Raw genomic sequence first — 23,254 nt, forward strand, 5'->3', positions numbered from 1 at the left:
CAATGAAAAAGCTCGTGCATAAAGGAGTGTTGTTACTAGGACTTTTGTTGTCTTTTAGTGTGTTGGCAACCACCAAACTAGTGAAAAATGTCAATGGGTACACGTTAATCGAATCAGGCTCTCTTGTGCGTTTCAATGCCGTACTCATTGAAGATGGCAAAGTAAAACAGCTCGACCCAACGACGACGACTGCAGGTGAAGTTATCAATGGGCATGGAAAAGTCATGCTGCCAGGGTTAATTGATGCTCACGGACATTTACTTGGTCTCGGTGCAAGTTTGCTGGAAGTAGATGTAAGGGAAAGTCAGTCAGCTAAGGACGCAGCCCGACTGACTGCAGAGTACGCCTTTGCAAACCCCAATCAAGCCTGGATAATCGGTGGCGGATGGAATCAGGAATTTTGGCCTGACAGGGCTTTCCCCAGCGCTGCAATTCTCGATGAAAAAATTGCAGACAAGCCCGTCTTGCTTTACCGGGTTGATGGTCACGCAGGTTGGGCCAATAGCAAAGCGTTGGCGTTGGCTAATATCAACGCCGACACTCCTGACCCTGTGGGTGGCGTCATCGTTAAAGACGCAGAAGGCATTCCCACAGGCGTACTGATTGACAACGCTATGGGCCTTATTGAAAGTGTGATGCCCTCACAATCGGCCGCGCTTTACAATGCGCAACTGGATGCCGCCGGACAACACCTTCTCGCCCAGGGAATTACAGCCATGCACGATGCAGGCGTGCCCCACAGCGTTTACGACTTCTATTTGGCCAAGGCCACCCAGCAAGATCTGCCTGTACGTATTTATGCCATGATAAGTGCTACAGACCCAACCCTTGGCCAAATGCTGGATATTGGCCCGGTTCGCAGTCCTGATGACTTTCTTTATATCCGCAGTGTCAAAGCCTACGGAGATGGTGCGCTTGGAAGCCGGGGAGCTGCACTGCTACAACCATATTCCGACGATCCGCACCAATCTGGTCTTTTACTCACACAGCCTGAAGATATGGATGCCCTGTTCACAAAGGTCATTGGCTCAGGGTTTCAATTAAACTTTCACGCTATTGGCGATAAAGCCAATCATATGGCTCTGAATCAATTCGAAAAAACTTATAAAACGGAAGGCGGTAAGGCACTGCGCAACCGTATCGAACACGCACAGATCATTGACGTTAACGATTTGCAGCGATTTGCACAGCTCAATGTGCTGCCATCAATGCAGCCAACTCATGCTACCAGTGATAAGAACATGGCCGAGGACCGCCTCGGAAAAGAAAGAATGAAAGGTGCTTACGCTTGGCAAACACTGTTGAAATCCGGCATTGCCCTCCCCCTTGGTTCTGATTTCCCCGTGGAACTTGCTAACCCATTCTTCGGTATTCACGCAGCTGTGACTCGGCAGGACAGAAACAATCAACCGGTGCAAGGCTGGTATGCCCATGAAGCGATGACAATTGAACAAGCCTTTCGGGGTTTTACACTGGATGCGGCTTATGCGGCGCACATGGAAGATACCTTAGGCACATTGACCCCAGGCAAGTGGGCAGATTTCATATTGGTTGATCAGGATATATTTACCGTACCTGCGAGCGCACTTTGGAAAACGACGGTATTACAAACCTGGTTAGCAGGTGAAAAGGTATATGATGCAAACGTTCGCTGAGTGAATAAGGGCGTCTTGTGTCTGGCGCCCCTACATAGCAGCTTATTAAGAACTATTCCTGTATAAAAGCGAAACGGGGCGTGACGACCCCGTCCACAGTGACGCTTTCGCAAAACATGTCATATGGCCTTACCCACAGCGCTTTGTCACCATATTCAGGCCGATAAACCACTAATTTTGATTCGTCTTCAGAATGTGTAGCAACACCCACAACGGTGTAATAATTACCCTTGTAGTGTCGGTACAGCCCTGGTTTCACATCATCTGTCATTGCTCATCCTCTAACGGAAGTCTAAGTTGTTGTATGGGTACATCATCGGCCAGTCCGAGATGAATACCCACTAATCTCACGCCACGGCCCCGTGACCTTTGCCAGGCTTCTTCAAGTAAGGTGTAAAAGAAAGCCTCATCGATATCATGATGACGATGCTCTACGGTGGTCTGCTGAAAGTCGCTGAACTTGAGTTTAACGCCTTGTGAACGGATAGCACAACGGCTGGCACCAGACTTTGCCTGGTAGCTTTCTATTCTCTCCTGAAGCTTTTCCCACAACATAGGCATGACTTCCTTACAGGCATCTAATGTGTGTAAATCTTCACTAAATGTGCGTTCAACACCTATGGATTTCCGCTCCCGGCTAACATTTACCTCACGTTCGTCCACACCATGTGCCCGATTCCACAGCACAGTGCCAAACTTTCCCAACTCCTTTTGTAGTCGCTCAAACGGGTACTTGCGTACATCGGCACAGGTATTCAAGCCAAGACGCTCTAGTTTTTGCTGCGTGACTTTGCCAACACCGGGTATTTTCGCCAGAGGCATGGTTTTTACAAAGCTATCCAGTTTGTCTGGCGTAATTACACAAATGCCATCCGGCTTATTCTCATCACTGGCAACTTTCGCAACAAATTTACAAGGCGCAACACCGGCAGAAGCGGTGAGGTTCAATTCAGCCTTTATGCGCCGCCTGATATCCTCGGCTATAAGCGTAGCGCTGCCGTTGAATAATTTTGTATTTGTCACGTCAAGGTAAGCTTCATCCAAAGATAAAGGCTCAACAAGATGTGTGTAGTCGGAAAAAATATCGCGGATCTTCTGGCTCTCTTTGACATACACGTCCATACGCCCTTTTACCAGAATTAAGTCCGGACACAGCCGTTTAGCATATGCTGTGGCCATGGCAGAACGAACACCGTATTTTCTTGCCGGGTAATTACAGGTCGAGATCACCCCTCGCCTGTCAGCACTGCCGCCGATTGCGATGGGTTTATGAGTTAATGAAGGGTTGTCACGCATTTCCACAGCTGCGTAGAAACAATCCATATCGACGTGAATGATTTTTTTCACTACACATCCAACACTGTATATTCAAACAGCATTTTACGACAAAAAGGGATAAAGTCACATGACAAATTTGCGGGCGCAAATGAAGGTGCGAGAGCAAAGTAAATAAGCGCGCCAAAACGCGCTTACTCTTGTTACATAATTTGGTTATCTTTCCATTCGGCTATACGCTTCTGCCGGGCTTCTTCTCGCTCAGTACGCGCTTTTTTTCTATCGCAGGGTTCAGGACAATCGCAAGCTTTATCAATACCAAGCGCGCCTAAGCCACCACAACTTCCCGATATAGACTTTTTCTGAACCAGGTACCCGATGGCCATGGCCAACACCATTGTCAGGAAAAAACCAAACGCGAGAATAAAAGTAGACATGCTATCTCCTAATTTTTAACACTTACAATATCTTCAAAATGCGGCGACGCATATTCTTCAAAGCCATTTTCAGTGCGCTTAATAAGAAACACGGCCAACCCTTCCTGTTCTGCCAGTGTAATTGCTTCATCCCACCCCATCACGTTAAAAGCTGTTGCCAGACCATCTGCGGTCATTGATGACGGGTGGACTACGGTAACGGAAACCAGATTATGCGTAATAGGTTGACCGGTGCGAGGGTTAATCAGATGAGAATATCGCTTACCATCCACCTCATAGTAGTTGCGATAATCGCCTGACGTAGCGATAGCGTTGGTACCTATTGAGACAATTTTTTGTACTGCCCGTTCCGTAGTCACCGGCTTTTCAATAGCAATTAACCATGGCTCACCATTTCCGCGCTCTCCAGTGACCCGCATTTCACCGCCAATTTCAACCAGATAATTAGTAATATTGTTGGCATCCATGATAGCTGCCACCTCATCGACCCCATAGCCTTTCGCTATTGTGGATAGGTCGACATACAGCATAGGATGCGCTTTGGTTAGGTTGTTGCCATTTAACGCTAATTTATCAAGGCCAACATATTCCCGCACTTCAGTAATTTGTTGAGCAGACGGGACTTTCTCCGGGCGTTTATTAGGGCCAAAGCCCCACATATTCACTAACGGCCCTACGGTCACATCTAAAACCCCGTTACTCATCTTTCCCAGCCGAACAGCTTCTTTTACTACCTTGGCAGTTTCATTTGAAAGCTCGTACGCCGTTGTGAAACGACTTTGATTAAACCGGGATAATTCAGAGGTTGGGTCATAGGTAGACATCAACTTATTAATGTGAACAAGTCTTTCGTCGATGGCTTGCTGCAAGCCCTCAATCTGTCCGCGCTCGTCCACCACATATTTTACATTGTAGGTAGTCCCCATAGTTTCGCCATGTAAATGCGCTACTTGCTTAGATTCCTGGGCACAACCAACAATGACATAAAGCAACAACAGAAAAATGCTGCTTCGTATAACATGTGTAATCACTAGTATTCCTCGACTATCAAAAAAGGGGGCAGCGCCCCCTTTTTTCATTATACCTTTTAACGATTAACCGCCAAAGTCATCCAACATAATATTCTCGTCTTCTACCCCGAGATCTTTCAACATGTTGATTACCGCGGCATTCATCATGGGAGGTCCACACATATAGAACTCACAATCTTCTGGCGCTGGGTGGTCTTTAAGGTAGTTTTCCAACAATACGTTGTGGATGAAACCAGTATAACCGTCCCAGTTGTCTTCAGGTTGTGGATCTGACAATGCAACATACCAATTGAAGTTATCGTTTTCTTTTGCCAGTTCGTCAAAATCTTCCACGTAAAACATTTCACGTAACGAACGGGCACCGTACCAAAACGAGATTTTGCGATCAGACTTCAATCTGCGAAGCTGGTCGAAAATATGTGAGCGCATTGGGGCCATACCTGCACCACCGCCAACGAACACCATTTCCGCTTGCGTATCTTTCGCAAAAAACTCACCAAATGGGCCAGAAATAGTAGCCTTATCGCCTTCTTTCAAGCTCCAGATGTACGAAGACATCTTACCGGCAGGCAGAGTCAGATTATTAGGCGGCGGCGTAGCGATACGCACATTCAGCATAATAATCCCTTCTTCTTCCGGATAGTTCGCCATGGAGTAGGCGCGGATAGTTTCGTCATCGACTTTAGATTCGATATCGAAGAAACCAAAACGCTCCCAATCCGGACGATACTCTTCTGGAATATCGTAATCTTTATATTTCACATGGTGAGGTGGCGCCTCAATTTGAATATAACCACCAGCACGGAAAGGTACGCTCTCGCCATTTGGAATTTTTAACTTCAGTTCTTTAATGAAGGTGGCTTTGTTATCGTTGGAAATAACTTCACAATCCCACTTCTTAACACCGAAAATTTCTTCTTCCAGTTCGATTTCCATGTCTTGCTTAATCGCAACCTGACATGACAAACGGCAACCTTCACGGGCTTCACGTTTAGTAATGTGGTCTAGTTCAGTAGGCAGAATTTCACCACCGCCTGATTTAATGTCTACGCGACACTGACCACAAGAACCACCGCCACCACAAGCAGACGATACGAAGATACCCGCTTCCGCTAAGGCACCGAGTAACTTACCGCCAGGCTGAGTGGTAATAGCTTTATCCGGGTCACCATTGATCATAATGGTCACATCACCACTGGGAACCAGCTTGGATTTGGCGAACATGATGATAAACACCAGCGCCAGTACGATGACAATGAACATGCCAACGCCAAGTAACATTTCTACATTCATTTTATGCTCCTTTGCGTTATTACAGTGCTATACCGGTGAAAGACTGGAAGCCTAAAGCCATGAGTCCAGCAATCATGAACACAGAGCCCAGACCACGCACACCATCAGGCATATCAGCATATTTCAGTTTTTCACGCACAGCTGCCAGCAACACGATTGCCAACGCCCAGCCAATACCACTACCTACGCCGTATACAATACTCTCAGAAAAGTTATATTCCCGCTGAACTGCGAAGGCAACACCACCGAAGATGGCGCAGTTAACAGTAATCAACGGCAGGAATATACCCAACGCGTTGTACAAAGCTGGGAAGAACTTATCCAATGTCATTTCCAGAATTTGAACCAACGCGGCAATTACACCAATGAACGTCAGGAAGTTCAGGAAACTTAGGTCTGTATCAGGAAAACCGGCCCACGCCAGTGCACCAGGAGCGAGGATGTTTACATAGATAACCTGGTTTACCGGTACAGAGATACCCAGCACCACGATAACAGCAACACCCAGACCCATGGCCGTTTTAACTTTCTTCGATACAGCCAGGAATGTACACATACCCAGGAACAAAGAGAGCGCCATATTTTCGATAAAAATCGAACGAACAAATAAAGACAGATAATGTTCCATGAATTACTCCTTAGGCTCTACTTGTTCCGGACGGAAAGTACGGATAATCCAAACCATACCGCCAATCAGGAAGAATGAGCTAAATGGCAGGATGAGCAGGCCATTACCCTGATACCAGCCACCGTTCTGTACCAGCGGTAAAATTTCGAAACCAAGAATGGTACCAAAACCGAACAGTTCTTTAACTGTACCGATACAAATCAGAATAAAAGAGTAACCCAATCCGTTACCGATACCGTCGAGGAAGCTCATCAGCGGAGGACTTTTCATCGCATACGCTTCAGCGCGACCCATTACGATACAGTTAGTAATGATGAGACCAACGAATACCGAAAGCTGCTTTGAAATCTCGTAAGAGTACGCTTTCAGAATTTGGTCAACTACGATTACCAACGATGCGATAATAGTCATCTGAATGATGATACGCACGCTTGATGGGATCTGGTTGCGAATAGCTGAAATGAACAGGTTGGAGAATGCCACAACGCTGGTAAGCGCCAGTGACATTACCAATGCTGTTTCCAGCTTGGTGGTGATCGCCAAGGCAGAGCAAATACCCAGTACTTGCAAAGCGATCGGGTTGTTGTCAACAATCGGTCCAAAGAGGACCTTTTTCATTTCTTTAGTGTCAGCCACGAGAAAACCCCTTTATGAACGCCATGCTTGTTTCTTAAGGAAAGGACCGAAGCCCTGCTCTCCTACCCAGTACTGAATGGTATTTTGTACACCGTTACTGGTTAGGGTTGCGCCTGAAAGTGCATCTACTGAGTGAGGGTTATCAGGGTTAGCATTTTTCTTAACCTTGATAGCAACTTCGCCGTCTTCATACAGCTTTTTGCCGTCCCACTTTTCCTGCCATGCAGGATTTTGCACTTCTCCGCCCAATCCTGGCGTTTCTTTTTGCTGATAATAGATAAGCTCTTTCACAGTTTTACCGTCAGCGTCTACAGCAAGGAAACCGTACATCAAATCCCACAGTCCACTGCCGTGAACCGGTAAAATGACACGGGTAACCGTACCTGATTCATCACGCACAAGATACACGCTAGCTACGTTAGGACGACGCTGAAAGCCAACATTACTGTTGGTTACAGGTGTGCTGGTTTCAGTAACTTTGGCTGCCTTGTACATGTCGTAATCAGGTTCTGGCATTTCAGTGAATTCACCAGAATCTAAATCGACGTAACGCTGATCGACAAACTCTTTAAACTTCTCGTTAACCTGGTCGTTGCTCATGCCTGCTTCATACAAGCCCGCAGCGGTCAGGATATTAGTTTGTTTGTCGAGTTTGGCATTGGTTTGCTGCAATTCACGCAAGCCAACAGCTGCGCCAGAAACAACAATAGAACAAACCAGACAGACGGCGACAACGATGCCGACTGTTTTTCCTAATGATTCTTTCTTAGCCGACACGTGCTACCCTCCGCTTGATATTGCTTTGCGCGACAAAATAGTCGAACAGTGGCGCCCACAAGTTAGCGAACAGAATCGCCAGCATTACACCTTCAGGGAAGGCTGGGTTGAGGACGCGAATAAGTACTGTCATGAAACCGATAAAGATACCGTAGAACCATTTACCCTTATTGGTAAACGATGCTGATACCGGGTCAGTTGCCATAAAGAACATACCAAACGCCAGACCACCGATAACAAAGTGCCAGTGTGCAGGCATCGCGAACATTGGGTTTGTATCACTGCCAATCATGTTTAATAAGGTGGCGAAGAACGCAACCCCAATAGCAACACCAGCAACAATACGCCAGCTGGCAATGCGCATATACATGATGAACAGACCACCAATCATGATAGCCAGGGCTGAAACTTCACCAGCAGAACCGGAAATAGTACCGATAAAGCTGTTCATCCACTGATCCATGTTGCTGTAATCAAGGTTACCAGATGCCGCTTGGCTTAACGATGTCGCACCAGAGAAACCGTCAGCAGCTACCCAGACCTGATCGCCAGAGATTTGTGCAGGATATGCAAAATAGAGGAATGCACGTCCGGACAGTGCAGGGTTAAGGAAGTTACGACCAGTTCCGCCGAATACTTCTTTTGCGATAACAACACCGAAGGTGATGCCTAACGCTACCTGCCATAATGGAATGGTTGCTGGCAACGTCAGTGCAAACAAAACAGAAGTAACAAAGAAGCCTTCGTTTACTTCGTGCTTACGCACTGATGCAAACAGCACTTCCCAGAAACCGCCTACTGCAAATGTCACTGCGTATATGGGTAACCAGAAACACGCTCCATAGAAGAATAACCCCAGGGTACCAGCGTTAGCTAAATCGCCGCCCAAAGCTGCGAAAATCGCAGCTTGCCATGCGTCAGGAACAGTGCCTGCGCCAGCTGCAACTGCGTCTTGTGCTTGCAAACCAATATTGTACATACCGAAGAACATGGCCGGGAATGTCGCTATCCAAACCATGATCATGATACGTTTCAGGTCAATACTGTCACGAACGTGAGTACCGGCTTTATTCACCTTACCAGGTGTATAGAAAATGGTTGCTGCAGCTTCGTAAAGAGCATACCACTTTTCGTGTTTGCCGCCCGGTTCGAAATTTGGTTCAATTTTTTCCAAATATGCCTTCAAACCCATGACTTAACCCTCTTTCTCAATGGTAGTTAAACAACTGCGTAAAATTGGGCCATAGTTGTATTTGCCAGGGCATACGTAAGTACACAAAGCCAAATCTTCCTCGTCCAATTCCAAACACCCCATTGCCTGAGCACTATCCGTGTCACCCGAAATAAGGTCACGCAGTAACAGCGTAGGTAGAATGTCTAACGGCATAACGCGCTCATAGTTGCCGATTGGCACCATGGAACGTTCTGACCCGTTAGTTGTGGTGGTCATGTCGAAATCTTTACTGCCCAGATGGCCAAGGTAAGCACGGGTTACCGAGTGCTTATCTGAGCCTGGCGTGATCCAACCAAACAGCTTCTTCTCACGACCTTCTTTCAGCGCAGAAACCTGTAAATGATAGCGACCAAGGAATCCGTGAACGCCTTGTGCAGTGGTGCCATTCAAAACAGAGCCAGAAACAACACGCACTTCACCATCGACAACCTCACCAGCTGTTAACTCAGCGATATCAGCACCTACTAAGGTACGAACCAAACGGGGTTGTTTGGCTGCTGGTCCGGCAAGGGACACTACGCGACGGGAATCTAATTCACCTGAAGTAATAGTGGCACCAAACGCCATCACATCCTGATAGTTAATCGTCCAAACGATTTTACCAGCACCAGCGGCGTCGAGATGATGGATGTGTGTGCCAGGCAAACCCGCTGGGTGTGGACCCGCAAATTCTGCCACATCTACCTGCGCATCACCGGTGGCAACAGAAGCACCAGCCGCTTTACAAAGGTAAACTTTACCTTCAGTCAGCTGTTTCAGTACTTTCAGACCGGCAACGAAGTCATCACTGCGCTCAGCAATAATGGTTGTTGGGTCTGCAGCCAACGGATTAGTGTCCATCGCGTTAACGAAAATGGCACGAGGTGACGAACCAACGGCAGGCACTTTACTGAATGGACGGGTGCGGAGCGCTGTCCACAAACCTGAGTCCACCAGTGTGGTCTGCAATTGTTCAATTGAAGCGCTGGCAATCTGGTCTGCAGCAATTTTGTCGAATGCAACAGCGTCGCTGCCATCAGACTTAATTACAACAGATTGAAGAACACGCTTGGCGCCGCGGTTAATTTCTACCACTTCGCCCGAGGCCGATGCCGTGAATTTAACGCCTGGGTTCTTTTTGTCTTCAAAAAGAACCTGGCCTTTCTTCACTTTGTCACCAACCTGGACATGCATGGTAGGACGCATGCCAACATATTCTTCTCCCAGAATGGCAACGCGCGTGACAGCAGCTCCATCGGAGATTTGCTGTTCCGGCGCTCCCTTGATAGGGAGGTCGAGACCTTTCTTGATTTTTATCATACGTAATCGCACTACTCTAATAGAAGAACCCTTATGCATAAGTGCAGCATCGCTGCCTGCATGCAGAAGCGCTCTTGTTCAGGACATCACGCCTGTTTAGATTTTCCGTTGCAGCGTTCTGTTTGGCTTCCAACCCTGCCTGTACTGAACGTGCCAAGATTATAATTATTTTTGAATTGCTGTTTGCCCGACAGACCTTTCAAGACTGTTCGCCCGCAGAGAAACAAAAGTGAAGAAAACGACTCCCCCACTTAACTACGGGATTTTAGCACCAAATTCGTAAAATAGGCTATGCAAATAATGGATTATTCACAATTTTTGTTAATAAATGAGATGATCGAAAGCCATATTTTGCAAACAAAACCTTACACTGGCGGCATCTTCGTGGCTTTACCATTGTTGTAATCACCCTGGCAATGCTTAAAGCCACTCTTGCTTTTATCTGTGCCCAGACACTGGAAACCAGTGAATGACCATCCACATCAAAAATTTTATCACATTTTTCAACCATTCTGGACACATCCAGCGGGCAATTTAATGTTGTAGGCATAAAAAAGCCGTCGTTCGTCGACGGCTTGTAGAAATGTAAGTACTTACCAATTAACCAATGGGTCTACGTCAGCCTCATAATCAACGCCTTCGATATCAAAGCCAAATAGCTTTAAAAATTCGTGGTGATAACCGGCATAATCACTTAGTGCGTGGAAGTTTTCCTGGGTTACTTCATCCCATAGCGCCTGAATTTTCGCTTGTGTGGCGTCGTTGGTCTCTTTGCCATCCATGCGGAAGCGGTTTGCTTCATCAAGGGTTGGCGTATCTCCATACAAACATTGATCGAACAAGCCATATATTTGTTCGATACAACCTTCATGAGTGCCCTCTTCTTTCATTACTTTGTATATGAGAGAGATATAAAGTGGCATAACAGGAATGGCCGAACTCGCTTGAGTTACTAACGCTTTTAATGAAGAAACATGAGCGTCAACTAACAAGTCGGTATGTTTTCCAATGATTGCAGCAGCAGCCCTATCGAGATCTTCTTTCGCTTTACCAATAGTTGCCTGCCCGTAAATTGGCCATGTCAACGCCTTACCAATATAGGTATAAGCCGTTGTTTTACATCCCTCTGCAAGCACTCCAGCATCAGCCAGTGCATCTAACCAACGCTCCCAATCTTCACCACCCATTACTTTAATGGTGTTGTAAATCTCGTCATCCGAAGCAGGCTCTAAAGTGACATCGTGCACTTTGTCTTTGTCTGTATCGTAAGTTTTCGTAGTGTATGCCTGACCAACGGGTTTCAGGGTAGACTTGAACGTTTCACCGGATACCGGGTCTGTGCGGCGAGGCGAAGCAAGGCTATAGATAACCAAATCAACCTTACCCAGGTCTGCCTTAATCTTCGCAATAGTTTCTTCTTTCATTTCATCAGAAAACGCATCACCGTTTAACGTTTGTGCGTATAAGTCACTTGCAGCAGCTTCCTGATGAAAAGCAGCCGTGTTATACCAGCCAGCCGTACCAGTTTTACGCTCAGTAGGGGCTTTTTCAAAACATACACCAAGGGTTTTCGCGCCGTAGCCGAATGCTGCGGTGATGCGGGATGCCAGGCCGTATCCTGTTGATGCGCCAATCACCAATACGTTTTTCGGGCCCTCGCCCAGGTCGCCTTGTTCTTTGATATAACGGATTTGTTCAGCAACAGATGCAGCACAGCCAACTGGGTGTGCATTCGTGCAGATAAAGCCTCTTACTTTAGGCTTGATAACCATAATCTTTTTTCCTTCATAAACAATGCGGGTATTGTAATTGTGTCATCCGGGATAACAACTCTGAGCAGATAGAGTAAGACAAAAAACTTCAGATGGCAGCGAGAACTGCCATCTGAAGAGAAATTAACCCAATATGTCGAGTAGCTCAACATCAAATACCAAAGTGCTGTAAGGGGCAATTGCACCACCTGCACCTTGTTCACCGTATGCCAACTCATGTGGGATATACAGTTTCCACTTCGCACCTACTGGCATCATCTGCAACGCTTCTGTCCAACCGCGAATTACACCATTAACAGGGAACTCAGCGGGTTGACCACGCTTGTATGAACTGTCGAAAACTGAACCGTCGATAAGTGTGCCATGGTAGTGAACACGAACAGTGCTATCGGCAGCTGGCTTGTTACCTTCACCCGCTTCAATTACCTCATACTGCAAACCGCTTTCAGTTACAGACACTTCTTCGCGCTCTGCGTTTTGTGCCAGATAAGCTTTACCTTCTTCAATTACCGCTTTACTTTGTTCTTCTTTAGCGGCCTGCATACGCTGATGAATTTCACCAAACGCATTACGCAGCGTGTCAGTATCAACTTGTGAAGCTTCGCCGTTAAACGCATCGCGCAGCCCTTCAACCACAGCATCAAGAGATAGCCCTTCGAAAGGGTTAGATTTTAATTGCTCTCCCATTTGGAAACCAACACCATAACTTGCTTGCGTTTCTACGCTGGTAAATTTGTCAGACACATTGACTCCTGAAATTAAATTACAATATACGTTCAAAAAATGAACTACAAAAAGCGAATTAACGATATGCTAATTTAGCTGCGATGCAGTGTATCATATCCCTTGCAAACATGCTTGGGACTTAACTTTCCGGTAAGTGAACTTTTCATTAAGGTTTAATTTATAACTGAAAGTGGTTAGACAATTTAAATCATAATGGAGTAAGGTTAAGGCCATACATTATAGGAGGATGCTATGCAATCACACTATGACGCCGAACTGAAAGACACAGTACGGTACCTGGGAAAAGTCCTGGGCAAAACCATTGAGGCCCAATTGGGAGAAGAGTGGCTTGAGCGTATTGAGACCATCAGAAAAGACGGGCGAGCCTCGTACAAAGGCGACAATACAAAAAGTGAAAATCTGAAAGAAATTTTCAGCAAACTGGAAGATTCTGATCTATTGACAGTTGGTCGGGCATTCGCGCAGTTTCTGACATTGGGTAATATTGCAGAGCAAGAATACAACAGTGCAATGAGTGTGGACGCATCGATGGATGCGCTTTTCCAGCATCTCGATAAAGCCGAATTAACGGCGGATAACGTACAAAAGGCGGTGTCGAAGCTTAACATTGATCTCGTACTAACCGCCCACCCCACTGAAGTAACCCGTCGTACGCTTATACACAAGCAAAAAGAATTGGCGCAGTGCTTACAAAACATCCACCAGGAAAACCTCGATGCCAGTGAGCGCGAACGCATTGAAACTCGTATCGCTGACCTGATCAGCCAAGCGTGGCACACCGAAGAAATTCGCTCTGTGCGCCCCACACCAGTTGATGAAGCCCGCTGGGGGTTTTCTGTCATTGAAAATTCCCTCTGGGAAGCGGTTCCGGATTTTCTTCGCGAGCTGGATACCCGCCTGAAAACCGATTATGAAGTCGGTTTACCTCTGGATGCGGCGCCCGTTCAGTTCAGTTCATGGATGGGCGGAGACCGTGACGGCAATCCATTTGTAACGGCAAAGGTCACAGAACAGGTACTTTTACTCGCTCGTAAGCGCGCCGCGAAACTCTTTGCCTCAGACCTCGACCGTTTGCAGGTAGAACTCTCTATGTTTGACTGCAGTGACGCGCTTCGCGGCGCGGTTGGCGAAGAGGCAAACGAGCCCTATCGCGCATTGTTGCGCCCTTTGGTTCGACGCTGTGGCGCAACCAGGGACGGAATCGCAGATTATTTGTCTGGCAAGAAAGTCGACCAGTCAGAATGGATTCAAAGTAACGATGAATTACTCGAGCCTTTGCTCTTGTGTTATGAATCACTGATCCAATGTGGAATGGAAGTGACCGCCAATGGTCTGCTGCTCGATACTATTCGACGTGTGAAGTGTTTCGGTGTGCATTTATTACGTCTCGATGTGCGTCAGGATTCCGAACGCCACGCTGATGTATTCAGTGAAATTACGCGTTACCTTGGCCTTGGTGATTACGCACAATGGAGTGAAGCTGATAAACAGGCATTCTTACTTCGCGAGCTAAGCTCTAAACGCCCTCTTTTCCCTGCACAATGGGAAGCATCTGATGACGTCAAAGAAGTTTTGGCTACCTGTAAAGTCATTGCTCAGCATCGCAAGGAAGGGTTCGGCATCTACATTATATCCATGGCCAGTGAGCCTTCTGACGTACTTGCCGTACAGCTTTTGCTGCAGGAATCTGGTGTAGACTGGCCCATGCCAGTGGCACCATTATTTGAAACCCTGGACGACTTGAATAACTCGCCGTCGGTAATGCGCAAACTGCTGTCTATCGACTGGTACCGCGGTTATATCAAAGGCCGTCAGTTTGTCATGATTGGTTACTCTGATTCTGCAAAAGACGCTGGAGCACTCGCTGCGGGTTGGGCTCAATATGAGTCACAAGAAGCCTTGGTGCAAGTTGCGGACGAATTTGAAACCATGCTGACCTTGTTCCACGGCCGTGGTGGTACTATTGGCCGTGGTGGTTTACCCGCCCATGCCGCGATTCATTCTCAGCCTCCAGGGTCATTAGAAGGTGGTTTCCGCGTAACCGAACAAGGCGAAACTATTCGTTATAAGTTCGGTATGCCGAAACTGGCAAAACGCAGTTTAGGCATTTATGCCTCTGCGATTATCGAAGCCATGCTATTTCCACCGCCGGAGCCAAAACCAGAGTGGCGTGAACTTATTACCGAAATGGCGGCACAGGGTCGTGACAACTATCGTAATACCGTTCGTCACGACAAAGATTTTGTTCCTTACTTCAGAGTGGCGACACCTGAGCAGGAACTGGGTAAACTGCCTCTTGGCAGTCGTCCAGCGAAGCGTAAGCCATCTGGAGGAATAGAAAGCCTGCGCGCTATCCCCTGGATTTTCGCCTGGGCACAAACCCGTCTGGTTCTACCGTCATGGCTGGGTGTGATGCGGGCCATCGATTCAGTTAAAGCGAAAAGTGATGAGAAAGTCGTGGAAGAAATGTTCACAGAGTGGCCTTTCTATCGCTCGAGATTATCCATGCTGGACATGGTTTTCCAAAAATCAGACCCACGCATAAGCGAAGCGTATGATGACCGCCTCGTACCTGAAGAATTAAAGCACTTTGGTGAAGCGCTGCGGGAAGAACTTACCGAGAGCATCAACTCCTTACTGGCGCTAACGGGCCAGCAGAGCATCATGGACAAAGATCCGCAAGGCAAAGAGTCGATGAATATCCGCGCCGGCTACCTGCAACCTTTGCATTATCTGCAGATAGAGTTGCTCGACCGCATAAGGAAAGCAGGCGACGATGCACAGAACCCAGTTTTAGAGCGCGCTATGATGGTTACCATCGCAGGTATTGCCATCGGTATGCGTAACACTGGTTAACACCACCCCATTATGAAAAAAAGGCCGAATTCGGCCTTTTTTATTGCCCGCTTACAATCTTTCGCCCTTCTAAAAAAGAATAATTCCTATTATCATAGAGAAAATACGCTTACATCATCAGTGGTACCAGAACAAACATGCGAATTTCACTAGGCAGCGCCCGCCAATGGCATTGGATATCTGCAGCACTTTGCCTTGCAGGCATGCTAATGTTTGCAGTAACCGGCATTACACTGAACCACGCTGCCGACATAGAAGTAGAGCCCAAAACGCGGAATGTTGAAGCCATGGTTCCTGCTGACATACTGGAAAGTCTACATTCAACGCCCCAAGGCGATACTGATTTGCCAACCTCATTGTCTCAGTGGTTAGAAAGCCAAAATATAAGTCCTCCATCCAATAAAGACGCCCAGTGGGACGGCATGGAATTATACATGTCCTGGCCAGGGCCAGGACAAGATCATTGGTTTGCTATTGATGCAGACAGCGGAGAGTTAATTTATGAGGGCGTGGACAGAGGCTGGATTTCATACTTCAACGACCTTCATAAAGGACGTAACACAGGTGTGTTCTGGCAATGGTTTCTGGATATTTTCTCTGTCGTCGTTATTATATTCACAATCACCGGATTACAGCTGCTAATAAAACAAGCCCCACATAAAGCGTCAACCTGGCCGGTTACTGCACTTGGACTGCTCATACCTGTGTTCATTATGCTGGTTTTTATTCATTGAGTCTGAGGGCAGTACATTTTGACTGAATTTGATCGCCAACTACTGGCACTGGCTCTTGTTAGCCTTTATGTCGTTTGGGTGGGTAAGTTACTGTGGAAGCACAATAAGCATCGCTTACGACCAAATGACACTGATAAAACGGATTTTCTTGTGGCTTACGCCAGTCAAACGGGCAATGCGCAGGCGCTGGCAGAAATGTATGCTAAAGATAAAGCCCTGTATCATGATGTTGCTTTGCTTCCATTATCTTCATTGACGTTGTCGCGGTTACAACAGGTGAAACGTGCTTTATTTGTTGTCAGTACATACGGTCACGGTGAGCCGCCAGATAACGGTCGCTCTTTTTTTCGCATACTGACAAAAGCAAATATTTCTCCAGACTGTCTGTCATCCGTCATCTACGACGTAGTAGCCCTAGGCGACAGTCAATACCCCCAGTTCTGTGCGTTTGGTGAGCAATTACATCAACAATTACAGGCTTGCGGCGCAAAGCCGGCATCATCAATTACGCGTCTTGATCACGCAAAAGGCGAAACCGGATCCCCTGCTAATATCAAGAACAACGACAGCGCTTTCAGTTCATTCAAGCTCACCTCTCGTCAACAGTTAAACCATGGCCCAGGTCATCCATTGTTTGATATTCGACTTTCTGCAGAAGGTAGCGATTGGCAGGCTGGGGATATTTTGGATGTACTGCCGCAAAATAGCGCAGATGCAGTAGAAAAATGGCTACAAACCCATGAAATCGATGGTAGTTTCTCATTTGAAGCAAACAACCACAGTTGGCGTGCCCGCCAGTGGTTAGCAACAAGGCAGCTTGTTGCTCCCGGTCCAGATACAGACCCAGCGGATTTACTTACAGCGCTACCGGCTTTAACTACCCGAAGTTACACCATTGCCTCTATTCCTGAAGAAGGCACCTTACGTCTCATCGTCCGTCGGCAGGTGTTCGACAACGAAAGATTGGGTATTGCGTCAGGTTGGCTTACAAAGTTTGCTCAGGAAAATACTGTAATTAAAGGCAGAATTCGCGTTAATCCCATCTGCCATCTTCCGGTAGGTAAAGCCCCTCTTCTTCTCATAGGTGCTGGCAGTGGTTTGGCCGGCCTGCGGGCACAGTTTGCCAAGTTTACTGATCCCAGCCTGGCAGTTACGCCTTCCCTGCTCTGGGTGATTTATGGAGAACGGGAACCACACCAGGACGACATCGTTAACAAGGCACTTCCTCTGCCACACTCCCACGCCAATGAAATTCGAATCGATAGTGTGTTTTCCCGATGTCCTGGCCGCCCACAATACGTGCAGGACAAACTTCTTGAGAGCGGTGAGGAAATACGCAAACTCATCAAAGAAGGGTTGCAAATATACGTCTGTGGCAGTTACGAAGGAATGGGAGAAAGCGTACACGAGGCGCTGACGAGTATATTGGGAGAAGACAATTTACAACGCTTAACAGATCATCATCGTTATCACAGAGATATCTACTAAAGCGCAGTGCAGCTGTTTAGATAAGCTAAAAATAAAAATGCCAGTCTGTTATTCACTGACTGGCATTTAAAAGAACAGAGTCGATATCACTCGTACTCTTGCTAGCTGACTTAGCTATTTACGAATTCAACACCAATTTTGATGTCACCCCGTAAACCTTCCAGCATGTCTTCTTTCGCTTTTTGCTCGAAATCGCTTAAATCGCCGTAAGGCAGGATTTCTTCAACACCGTTTGGCCCTAAACGCACTGGGTGAGCAAAAAATGCAGCATCGTCGCTGTCGTCAGTTTGCACGTAGGTGTATTCAACAACATTCTCGCCCTGCATTGCTGCAACTAAAGACAGGCAGAAGCGCGCAGCAGCCTGACCCATAGAAAGGGTTGCAGAGCCGCCACCGGCTTTAGCTTCAACAACTTCAGTTCCTGCATTCTGGATACGAGTAGTGAGGCTTGCTACTTCTTCATCAGTGAAGCTAACACCTTCAACCTGGCTTAACAGAGGCAAGATAGTCGTACCTGAGTGGCCACCAATTACCGGCACGTGTACGCTGGACACGTCCAGATCTTTAAGCTCGGCAACAAAAGTTTCAGCACGGATCACGTCAAGAGTCGTAACACCGAAGAGTTTGTTTTTGTCGTAAACGCCTTTTTCTTTCAACGTTTCAGCGGCAATAGCAACGGTGGTATTTACCGGGTTAGTGATAATGCCCACACAAGCTGAAGGACAATGCTCAGCTACGCCTTCGATAAGCGCTTTAACAATACCGGCGTTAATGTTGAACAGGTCAGAACGATCCATTCCCGGCTTGCGAGGAACACCCGCTGGAATTAATACCACGTCACAACCAGTAAGTGCACCACCCAAGTCATCTTTCCCATGACCGGTAACTTTCACCGCTGTGGGGATGTGGCTCAGATCTACGGCTACACCAGGTACAACTGGCGCTACGTCGTACAACGCTAGCTCAGAACCTGCTGGCAATTGTGTTTTCAACAACAATGACAGCGCTTGACCAATACCACCGGCAGCACCTAACACGGCTACTTTCATACCATTTCTCCTATGGATATATACTCGTCATAAAACGGAGCGTCACAGTAAAGCAACGCGCAAAAAAACTCAATCACACAATGGTCTTATGCATGAATATCGGGCATTCACCGCAAAATTATGCATTTTAATGCATGAATATGCATTTTGATTGCGATTAGCTGAAGGCTACGGCACAATAATAACGTTAAGTACCCGTTAACACCAATAACGACAGGAAAATATGGCCAATTTAAAACAAGAAAAATTAATCAAAGCCTTTAAAGAGATCCTAAAAGCAGAAAGTTATGGATCTCAGGGCGAGATTGTAGACGCGTTAAAATCTCAAGATTTTGACAATATCAGCCAGTCCAAAGTATCCCGCATGCTAAGCAAATTTGGTGCTGTTCGTACCCGCAATGCCAGAGGCGATATGGTGTACTGTTTACCGCCAGAACTCGGTATGCCCACCGCCAAAAGCCCGCTTAAGCAACTCGTTCTGGACATTGTACATAATAATGTCATGGTGATCATAAGAACCAGCCCAGGCGCAGCGCAGCTTATCGCGCGTTTGCTGGACTCTCTGAGTCAAAAAGACGGCGTTCTCGGTACTATTGCCGGCGACGATACCATATTTATTGCACCGGCAGACGTGAGTGAAATTGAAGACTTACGACAACGTGTAGAGGATTTATTCGAAAACGTTTAACACTTGCGGGGCCAGCACATACTCTCACCCGCCATTCAAACACCGTTTATTGCCATTGCCTTATTCTGCTTGGACAGTGGCACTAAACTTCCATTCACCAGTGCAACAACCCTATCAGCACTGGCAATAGTTTCAGGTCGGTGAGCAATAATAACCCTTGTTATATTTAGCGCTTTAATAGCGCTATTCACTGATGCTTCTAATTGCGTATCAAGATGACTGGTCGCTTCATCCATAAATAGAATTTTTGGCTCGCGATACAGTGCTCTGGCCAAAAGTAATCGCTGTATCTGCCCCCCTGAAAGAGCTGCACCCATATCTCCTACCAGTGTATTGTATCCCATGGGCATGGCCATGATATCTGCGTGAATTGCAGCGACAGACGCAGCCCATGCAACTTTTTCCATATTCGGCGCTGGCGCAAAGAAGCAAATGTTATCTGCAACGGAGCCCGACAACAGTTGATCGTTTTGCATTACCGCTGCTATTTGCTGCCGATATTCAACCAGACCAAGATGCCTGATATCCACACCGTCCACTTCGACAGACCCTTCCTGCGGGGTAAACAAGCCCAGCATTAACTTTAACAGCGTAGTTTTCCCCCCTCCGGAAGGGCCCACAATAGCCAGTGATTCACCGGCATCAACCTCAAGGCAGAGTTGTTCGAAAACAGACGGTTCATTATCGCTGTAGCGGTAACATAAATTGTTTAACGACAACGCCCCGGACATCGAATGAGTAGGCGCACTACCACTGACATTCACCTCTTTTTTGGCCAGTGAAATATCGGCCAACCGGTTCAGGTGCAAGCCTACCATCTTAAACTCGATAACTTTTTCAATTAATGCGGCTGTTTTCTCAGTAAACTGGCGTTTGAAAGACATAAACGCAAATAACATCCCCACTGTAATGTCGCCGTCAATAACCAGTAGAGCGGCCAAATACACAACAAGTACATTTTCCATGCCGAACACTAGTTTATTAAAGGTGTCGTAACCAATGTTCAGGTGTCCGACTTTAATTGCAGCATTCAGACTATCTGCAAATCGGTTTTGCCAGATCCCTTGCCGTTGTACTTCCCGACCGAATAACTTTATTGTTTGGATGCCTCGAACAGTTTCCATAAAGTTCGACTGCTCTTTCGCCTGGCAGACAATCATTTCCTCGGTCAATTGACGTAACGGCCGAAACATAACAATTCTAAAAACGGCGTATAAGCATATGGCCACAAGTACGACTACGCTTAACAACGGGCTGTACAAAAAAATCATGATAAGTGTAGTAACAGCCATGACTCCGTCAATCATGGCTTCAATGATACCTTGGGTTAGCAACTGCCTGACCTGTTGCAAAGAGCCAAACCGTGAAACCACATCACCCATATGACGCTTCTCAAAATATTGAAGGGGTAGTCGTACTAAGTGGTGAAATAAGTTGGCGCCCAACTGAATGCTCATCATATTGCCAAAGTGCAGGAGCAGTGTACTTCGCAATGCACCAGTGAACATTTCTATCATTGCCAGCAAACCAAACCCCAAAGCCAGCACATGAAGCAGGTTGCCATCGTGCGTTAGTATGACCTCGTCTATCACGAGTTGCATGTAGTATGGGCTGGCGATAGCGAACGCTTGTAGCAGTAACGACAAAAGAAATACCTTGCCCAACGCAGACTTAAGCCCGCTAATTGAGGAATAGAAATCTGATAAGCCCATCTTTACCCGGGTATTCTTAGTTCTAAACCTGCTTGTAGGCATTAACTCCAGTGCCACGCCTGTAAAGTGTTGGGAAAATACATCCAATGAGTAACGTCGGGCACCCATGGCTGGGTCGTGAACCTCTACACTTCCTTTTCTCACCTTTTTTAGCACTACAAAATGGGTGAGATCCCAATGTAAGATACAGGGGGTTTTAAGTTTCCCCAATTGACTAGGCTCAAGCCTCAGCGCCCGACCCTGCAGATGCATTTTATCTGACATGTTCATCAATGCATCAAGACTCGCCCCTTTTAGCGACATGGCAAAGGTTTGTCTGAAGTGCCCCAGGTCGGTTTTGTAGCCATGGTAGTTAGCCACCATGGCAAGGCAAGCTAACCCGCATTCTGCCGCTTCCGTTTGCAAAATAACCGGTAACCGTTTTATGCCACTAAAACGAAGTAATTGTCTGGCGTTTTCCATTTATGCGCCGCCTTTTAAACTAATTAACGGGTCAAAAAACCACTCAAATAGACTGCGTTTATCTACCATGATATCGGCTTCTAGCAACATACCGGCTTGCAGGGGCACTGCAGTACCATAGGCTTCAGCATTTTGCTTTCCCAATTTAACGACCACCTGGTAAACAGGTTCCTGAACCGATACTGGCGCAGAGGTTTCGCTAGGAAGGATCACTGATTTAGACACACGGCTGATAACCCCGTGATAGATACCAAAACGCTGATACGGAAATGCCTGGTAACGAATACGCGTTTGCTGTCCTAGCTTAACGAAACCAAATGCTCGCGTAGGTACAAATAACACAGCCTCTAAAGAGGCATCTAAGGGGAGCACGGTGAGCAAAGGTCTACCAGTACTTGCCATTGCGCCATTGGTAGTTAACACGTTAGTGATAACGCCCTTACGATGGCTAACCACGTTGAAACTTCTTTGTGCCTCACTTTGGGCTAAGCTTTGCTTTATTCCAGAGAGCTCGGCATCCAATTGGGCCATTCGACTATCCTGTTCAATGGGTAATTGGCTAAGCTGAAGCTGTAGCTCGCGCAATTTCGCTTTAGTACTATTAACTGCCATAAGCAAATCATCATGTTGATGACGAATGGCCAGCAAATTATCTTTTTGGTCCGACAATTCGAGTTGGCTAACGTAACCTTTTTCGGACAACTGAGTTAACTTAGCTAGTTTTTTCTGGCGAATCGCTATGCGCTCTTTCAAAGTAGTAAGCTGCTGAGTTTGCTGGGTTACTTGCAATTCAAGACTGCTAATGCTTTCTGAATGCTGTTTTTGGCTCACTTCATAAAGAGCTTGCTGATTGTTTATCTTCCCTATTAAAAGGTGTTTCTGTACCAACAACTCCTGCGTGATTGTTTCATTAAGCGCGACACCACTAGAGAGTTGACGATCGAGCCGAATACGCGCCACAGCCTGGCCCGCTTTAATACTCTCATTCTCTTGAACATATACGTGCTCAACAACACCCGATGCCACTGGATATATTTTGGTTAAGCCAGCTGTTGGTCTTAAGTAACCCGATACCACTTCTTTACGGTGATATTCTCCCCACGCAATGAAGAGAACCGTAACGACAACAATAAACAGAATTAGCATTAGGATAATGTTGAAGGAAAAGTGCGTTGCGATGGTCACTTCGCCATCGAGCTTCTTGTTTTGATGTTCAATGGCCTCTTCTCTGAATAAATTCGACATAAGAGACTATCAATGTGTTACGCAAAAAACTGTGGAGGAGAGCTTGTCCCCCCTGACACAACATGCGCGATAGAAAAAAGCGAACTGCCTTGGCGATAACTGCGCTAGCAGTACATTGTAGAATGTCATGGTAATGCCTTTTGCAACGAATATGTGTTGCAACTACATTACGGAAAATAAAGGGCAGAGATAACCGTATCCAAGTACAGTTATATATAACAGTGAGGACAAAATAG

At 46.7% G+C, this 23,254-nt stretch carries 21 protein-coding genes; 5 read left to right on the forward strand and 16 right to left on the reverse strand.

What is annotated here, in order from left to right; genetic code table 11:
• Nucleotides 1–2: 2 nt before the first annotated feature.
• Nucleotides 3–1,655 (forward strand): amidohydrolase, encoded by a 1,653-nt coding sequence (locus ACXACM_RS20145; RefSeq protein ID WP_474824119.1) that lies wholly within the window; start codon nucleotides 3–5, stop codon nucleotides 1,653–1,655.
• A gap of 52 nt (nucleotides 1,656–1,707) precedes the next feature.
• Here the strand turns inward: ACXACM_RS20145 and ACXACM_RS20150 are convergent, their stop codons facing one another.
• The 13 genes from ACXACM_RS20150 to ACXACM_RS20210 all read right to left on the reverse strand — a co-directional run bounded on the left by ACXACM_RS20150 (nucleotide 1,708) and on the right by ACXACM_RS20210 (nucleotide 12,781).
• On the reverse strand, nucleotides 1,708–1,926 hold the full coding sequence (locus tag ACXACM_RS20150; protein ID WP_474824121.1) for a DUF1653 domain-containing protein: 219 nt from the start codon (nucleotides 1,924–1,926) through the stop codon (nucleotides 1,708–1,710).
• Nucleotides 1,923–3,002 carry a DNA polymerase IV gene (dinB, locus tag ACXACM_RS20155; RefSeq protein WP_474824123.1) on the reverse strand — a complete coding sequence of 360 codons (1,080 nt, stop codon included), beginning with the start codon at nucleotides 3,000–3,002 and terminating at the stop codon, nucleotides 1,923–1,925. The genes ACXACM_RS20150 and dinB overlap by 4 nt, the downstream gene beginning before the upstream one ends.
• 131 nt (nucleotides 3,003–3,133) lie before the next feature.
• Nucleotides 3,134–3,367 (reverse strand): (Na+)-NQR maturation NqrM, encoded by a 234-nt coding sequence (gene nqrM, locus ACXACM_RS20160; protein ID WP_474824125.1) that lies wholly within the window; start codon nucleotides 3,365–3,367, stop codon nucleotides 3,134–3,136.
• 8 nt (nucleotides 3,368–3,375) lie between these two features.
• Nucleotides 3,376–4,398 (reverse strand): FAD:protein FMN transferase, encoded by a 1,023-nt coding sequence (locus ACXACM_RS20165; RefSeq protein ID WP_474824127.1) that lies wholly within the window; start codon nucleotides 4,396–4,398, stop codon nucleotides 3,376–3,378.
• Nucleotides 4,399–4,461: 63 nt separating this feature from the next.
• The gene (nqrF, locus tag ACXACM_RS20170) at nucleotides 4,462–5,691 is read right to left on the reverse strand and encodes an NADH:ubiquinone reductase (Na(+)-transporting) subunit F (RefSeq protein WP_474824129.1); all 1,230 of its coding nucleotides are present in this window, start codon (nucleotides 5,689–5,691) and stop codon (nucleotides 4,462–4,464) included.
• Nucleotides 5,692–5,710: 19 nt separating this feature from the next.
• Nucleotides 5,711–6,319, reverse strand: coding sequence for an NADH:ubiquinone reductase (Na(+)-transporting) subunit E (gene nqrE / locus ACXACM_RS20175; RefSeq protein ID WP_474824131.1), 609 nt, complete (start codon nucleotides 6,317–6,319; stop codon nucleotides 5,711–5,713).
• 3 nt (nucleotides 6,320–6,322) lie between these two features.
• Complete coding sequence (locus ACXACM_RS20180) at nucleotides 6,323–6,955, reverse strand: NADH:ubiquinone reductase (Na(+)-transporting) subunit D (RefSeq protein WP_474824133.1); 633 nt, start codon at nucleotides 6,953–6,955, stop codon at nucleotides 6,323–6,325.
• 12 nt (nucleotides 6,956–6,967) lie between these two features.
• Nucleotides 6,968–7,732: a Na(+)-translocating NADH-quinone reductase subunit C gene (locus ACXACM_RS20185; RefSeq protein ID WP_474824135.1), complete on the reverse strand. Its 765-nt coding sequence runs from the start codon at nucleotides 7,730–7,732 to the stop codon at nucleotides 6,968–6,970.
• On the reverse strand, nucleotides 7,722–8,924 hold the full coding sequence (locus ACXACM_RS20190; RefSeq protein ID WP_474824137.1) for an NADH:ubiquinone reductase (Na(+)-transporting) subunit B: 1,203 nt from the start codon (nucleotides 8,922–8,924) through the stop codon (nucleotides 7,722–7,724). The genes ACXACM_RS20185 and ACXACM_RS20190 overlap by 11 nt, the downstream gene beginning before the upstream one ends.
• Nucleotides 8,925–8,927: 3 nt before the next feature.
• The gene (locus ACXACM_RS20195; protein WP_474824139.1) at nucleotides 8,928–10,265 is read right to left on the reverse strand and encodes a Na(+)-translocating NADH-quinone reductase subunit A; all 1,338 of its coding nucleotides are present in this window, start codon (nucleotides 10,263–10,265) and stop codon (nucleotides 8,928–8,930) included.
• 289 nt (nucleotides 10,266–10,554) lie between these two features.
• Nucleotides 10,555–10,815, reverse strand: coding sequence for a hypothetical protein (locus ACXACM_RS20200; protein ID WP_474824141.1), 261 nt, complete (start codon nucleotides 10,813–10,815; stop codon nucleotides 10,555–10,557).
• 43 nt (nucleotides 10,816–10,858) lie between these two features.
• On the reverse strand, nucleotides 10,859–12,037 hold the full coding sequence (fabV, locus tag ACXACM_RS20205) for an enoyl-ACP reductase FabV (protein WP_474824143.1): 1,179 nt from the start codon (nucleotides 12,035–12,037) through the stop codon (nucleotides 10,859–10,861).
• 123 nt (nucleotides 12,038–12,160) lie between these two features.
• Entirely contained in the window at nucleotides 12,161–12,781 is a 621-nt protein-coding gene (locus ACXACM_RS20210; RefSeq protein ID WP_474824144.1) for an FKBP-type peptidyl-prolyl cis-trans isomerase, read from the reverse strand.
• Between the two features lie 234 nt (nucleotides 12,782–13,015).
• Between ACXACM_RS20210 and ppc the strand changes: the two genes are divergently transcribed.
• The 3 genes from ppc (at nucleotide 13,016) to ACXACM_RS20225 (ending at nucleotide 17,862) form a co-directional block, all read left to right on the forward strand.
• On the forward strand, nucleotides 13,016–15,640 hold the full coding sequence (gene ppc, locus ACXACM_RS20215; RefSeq protein WP_474824146.1) for a phosphoenolpyruvate carboxylase: 2,625 nt from the start codon (nucleotides 13,016–13,018) through the stop codon (nucleotides 15,638–15,640).
• Between the two features lie 137 nt (nucleotides 15,641–15,777).
• Entirely contained in the window at nucleotides 15,778–16,374 is a 597-nt protein-coding gene (locus ACXACM_RS20220) for a PepSY-associated TM helix domain-containing protein (protein WP_474824148.1), read from the forward strand.
• Between the two features lie 18 nt (nucleotides 16,375–16,392).
• Nucleotides 16,393–17,862, forward strand: a complete 1,470-nt coding sequence (locus tag ACXACM_RS20225; RefSeq protein WP_474824150.1) for a flavodoxin domain-containing protein — start codon at nucleotides 16,393–16,395, stop codon at nucleotides 17,860–17,862.
• A 110-nt stretch (nucleotides 17,863–17,972) separates the two neighbouring features.
• Here ACXACM_RS20225 and mdh read toward each other — a convergent pair whose 3' ends face one another.
• Nucleotides 17,973–18,911: a malate dehydrogenase gene (gene mdh, locus ACXACM_RS20230; protein ID WP_474824152.1), complete on the reverse strand. Its 939-nt coding sequence runs from the start codon at nucleotides 18,909–18,911 to the stop codon at nucleotides 17,973–17,975.
• 223 nt (nucleotides 18,912–19,134) lie between these two features.
• On the opposite strand from mdh, the gene argR reads away from it, so the two are divergent.
• Entirely contained in the window at nucleotides 19,135–19,599 is a 465-nt protein-coding gene (gene argR, locus ACXACM_RS20235) for a transcriptional regulator ArgR (RefSeq protein ID WP_474824154.1), read from the forward strand.
• Nucleotides 19,600–19,634: 35 nt separating this feature from the next.
• Here argR and ACXACM_RS20240 read toward each other — a convergent pair whose 3' ends face one another.
• Complete coding sequence (locus tag ACXACM_RS20240) at nucleotides 19,635–21,773, reverse strand: peptidase domain-containing ABC transporter (protein ID WP_474824156.1); 2,139 nt, start codon at nucleotides 21,771–21,773, stop codon at nucleotides 19,635–19,637.
• Nucleotides 21,774–23,018 (reverse strand): HlyD family secretion protein, encoded by a 1,245-nt coding sequence (locus ACXACM_RS20245; RefSeq protein ID WP_474824158.1) that lies wholly within the window; start codon nucleotides 23,016–23,018, stop codon nucleotides 21,774–21,776.
• Between the last annotated feature and the right edge of the window lie 236 nt (nucleotides 23,019–23,254).

It is taken from the genome of Alteromonas sp. AWQ4_252, assembly GCF_056158205.1.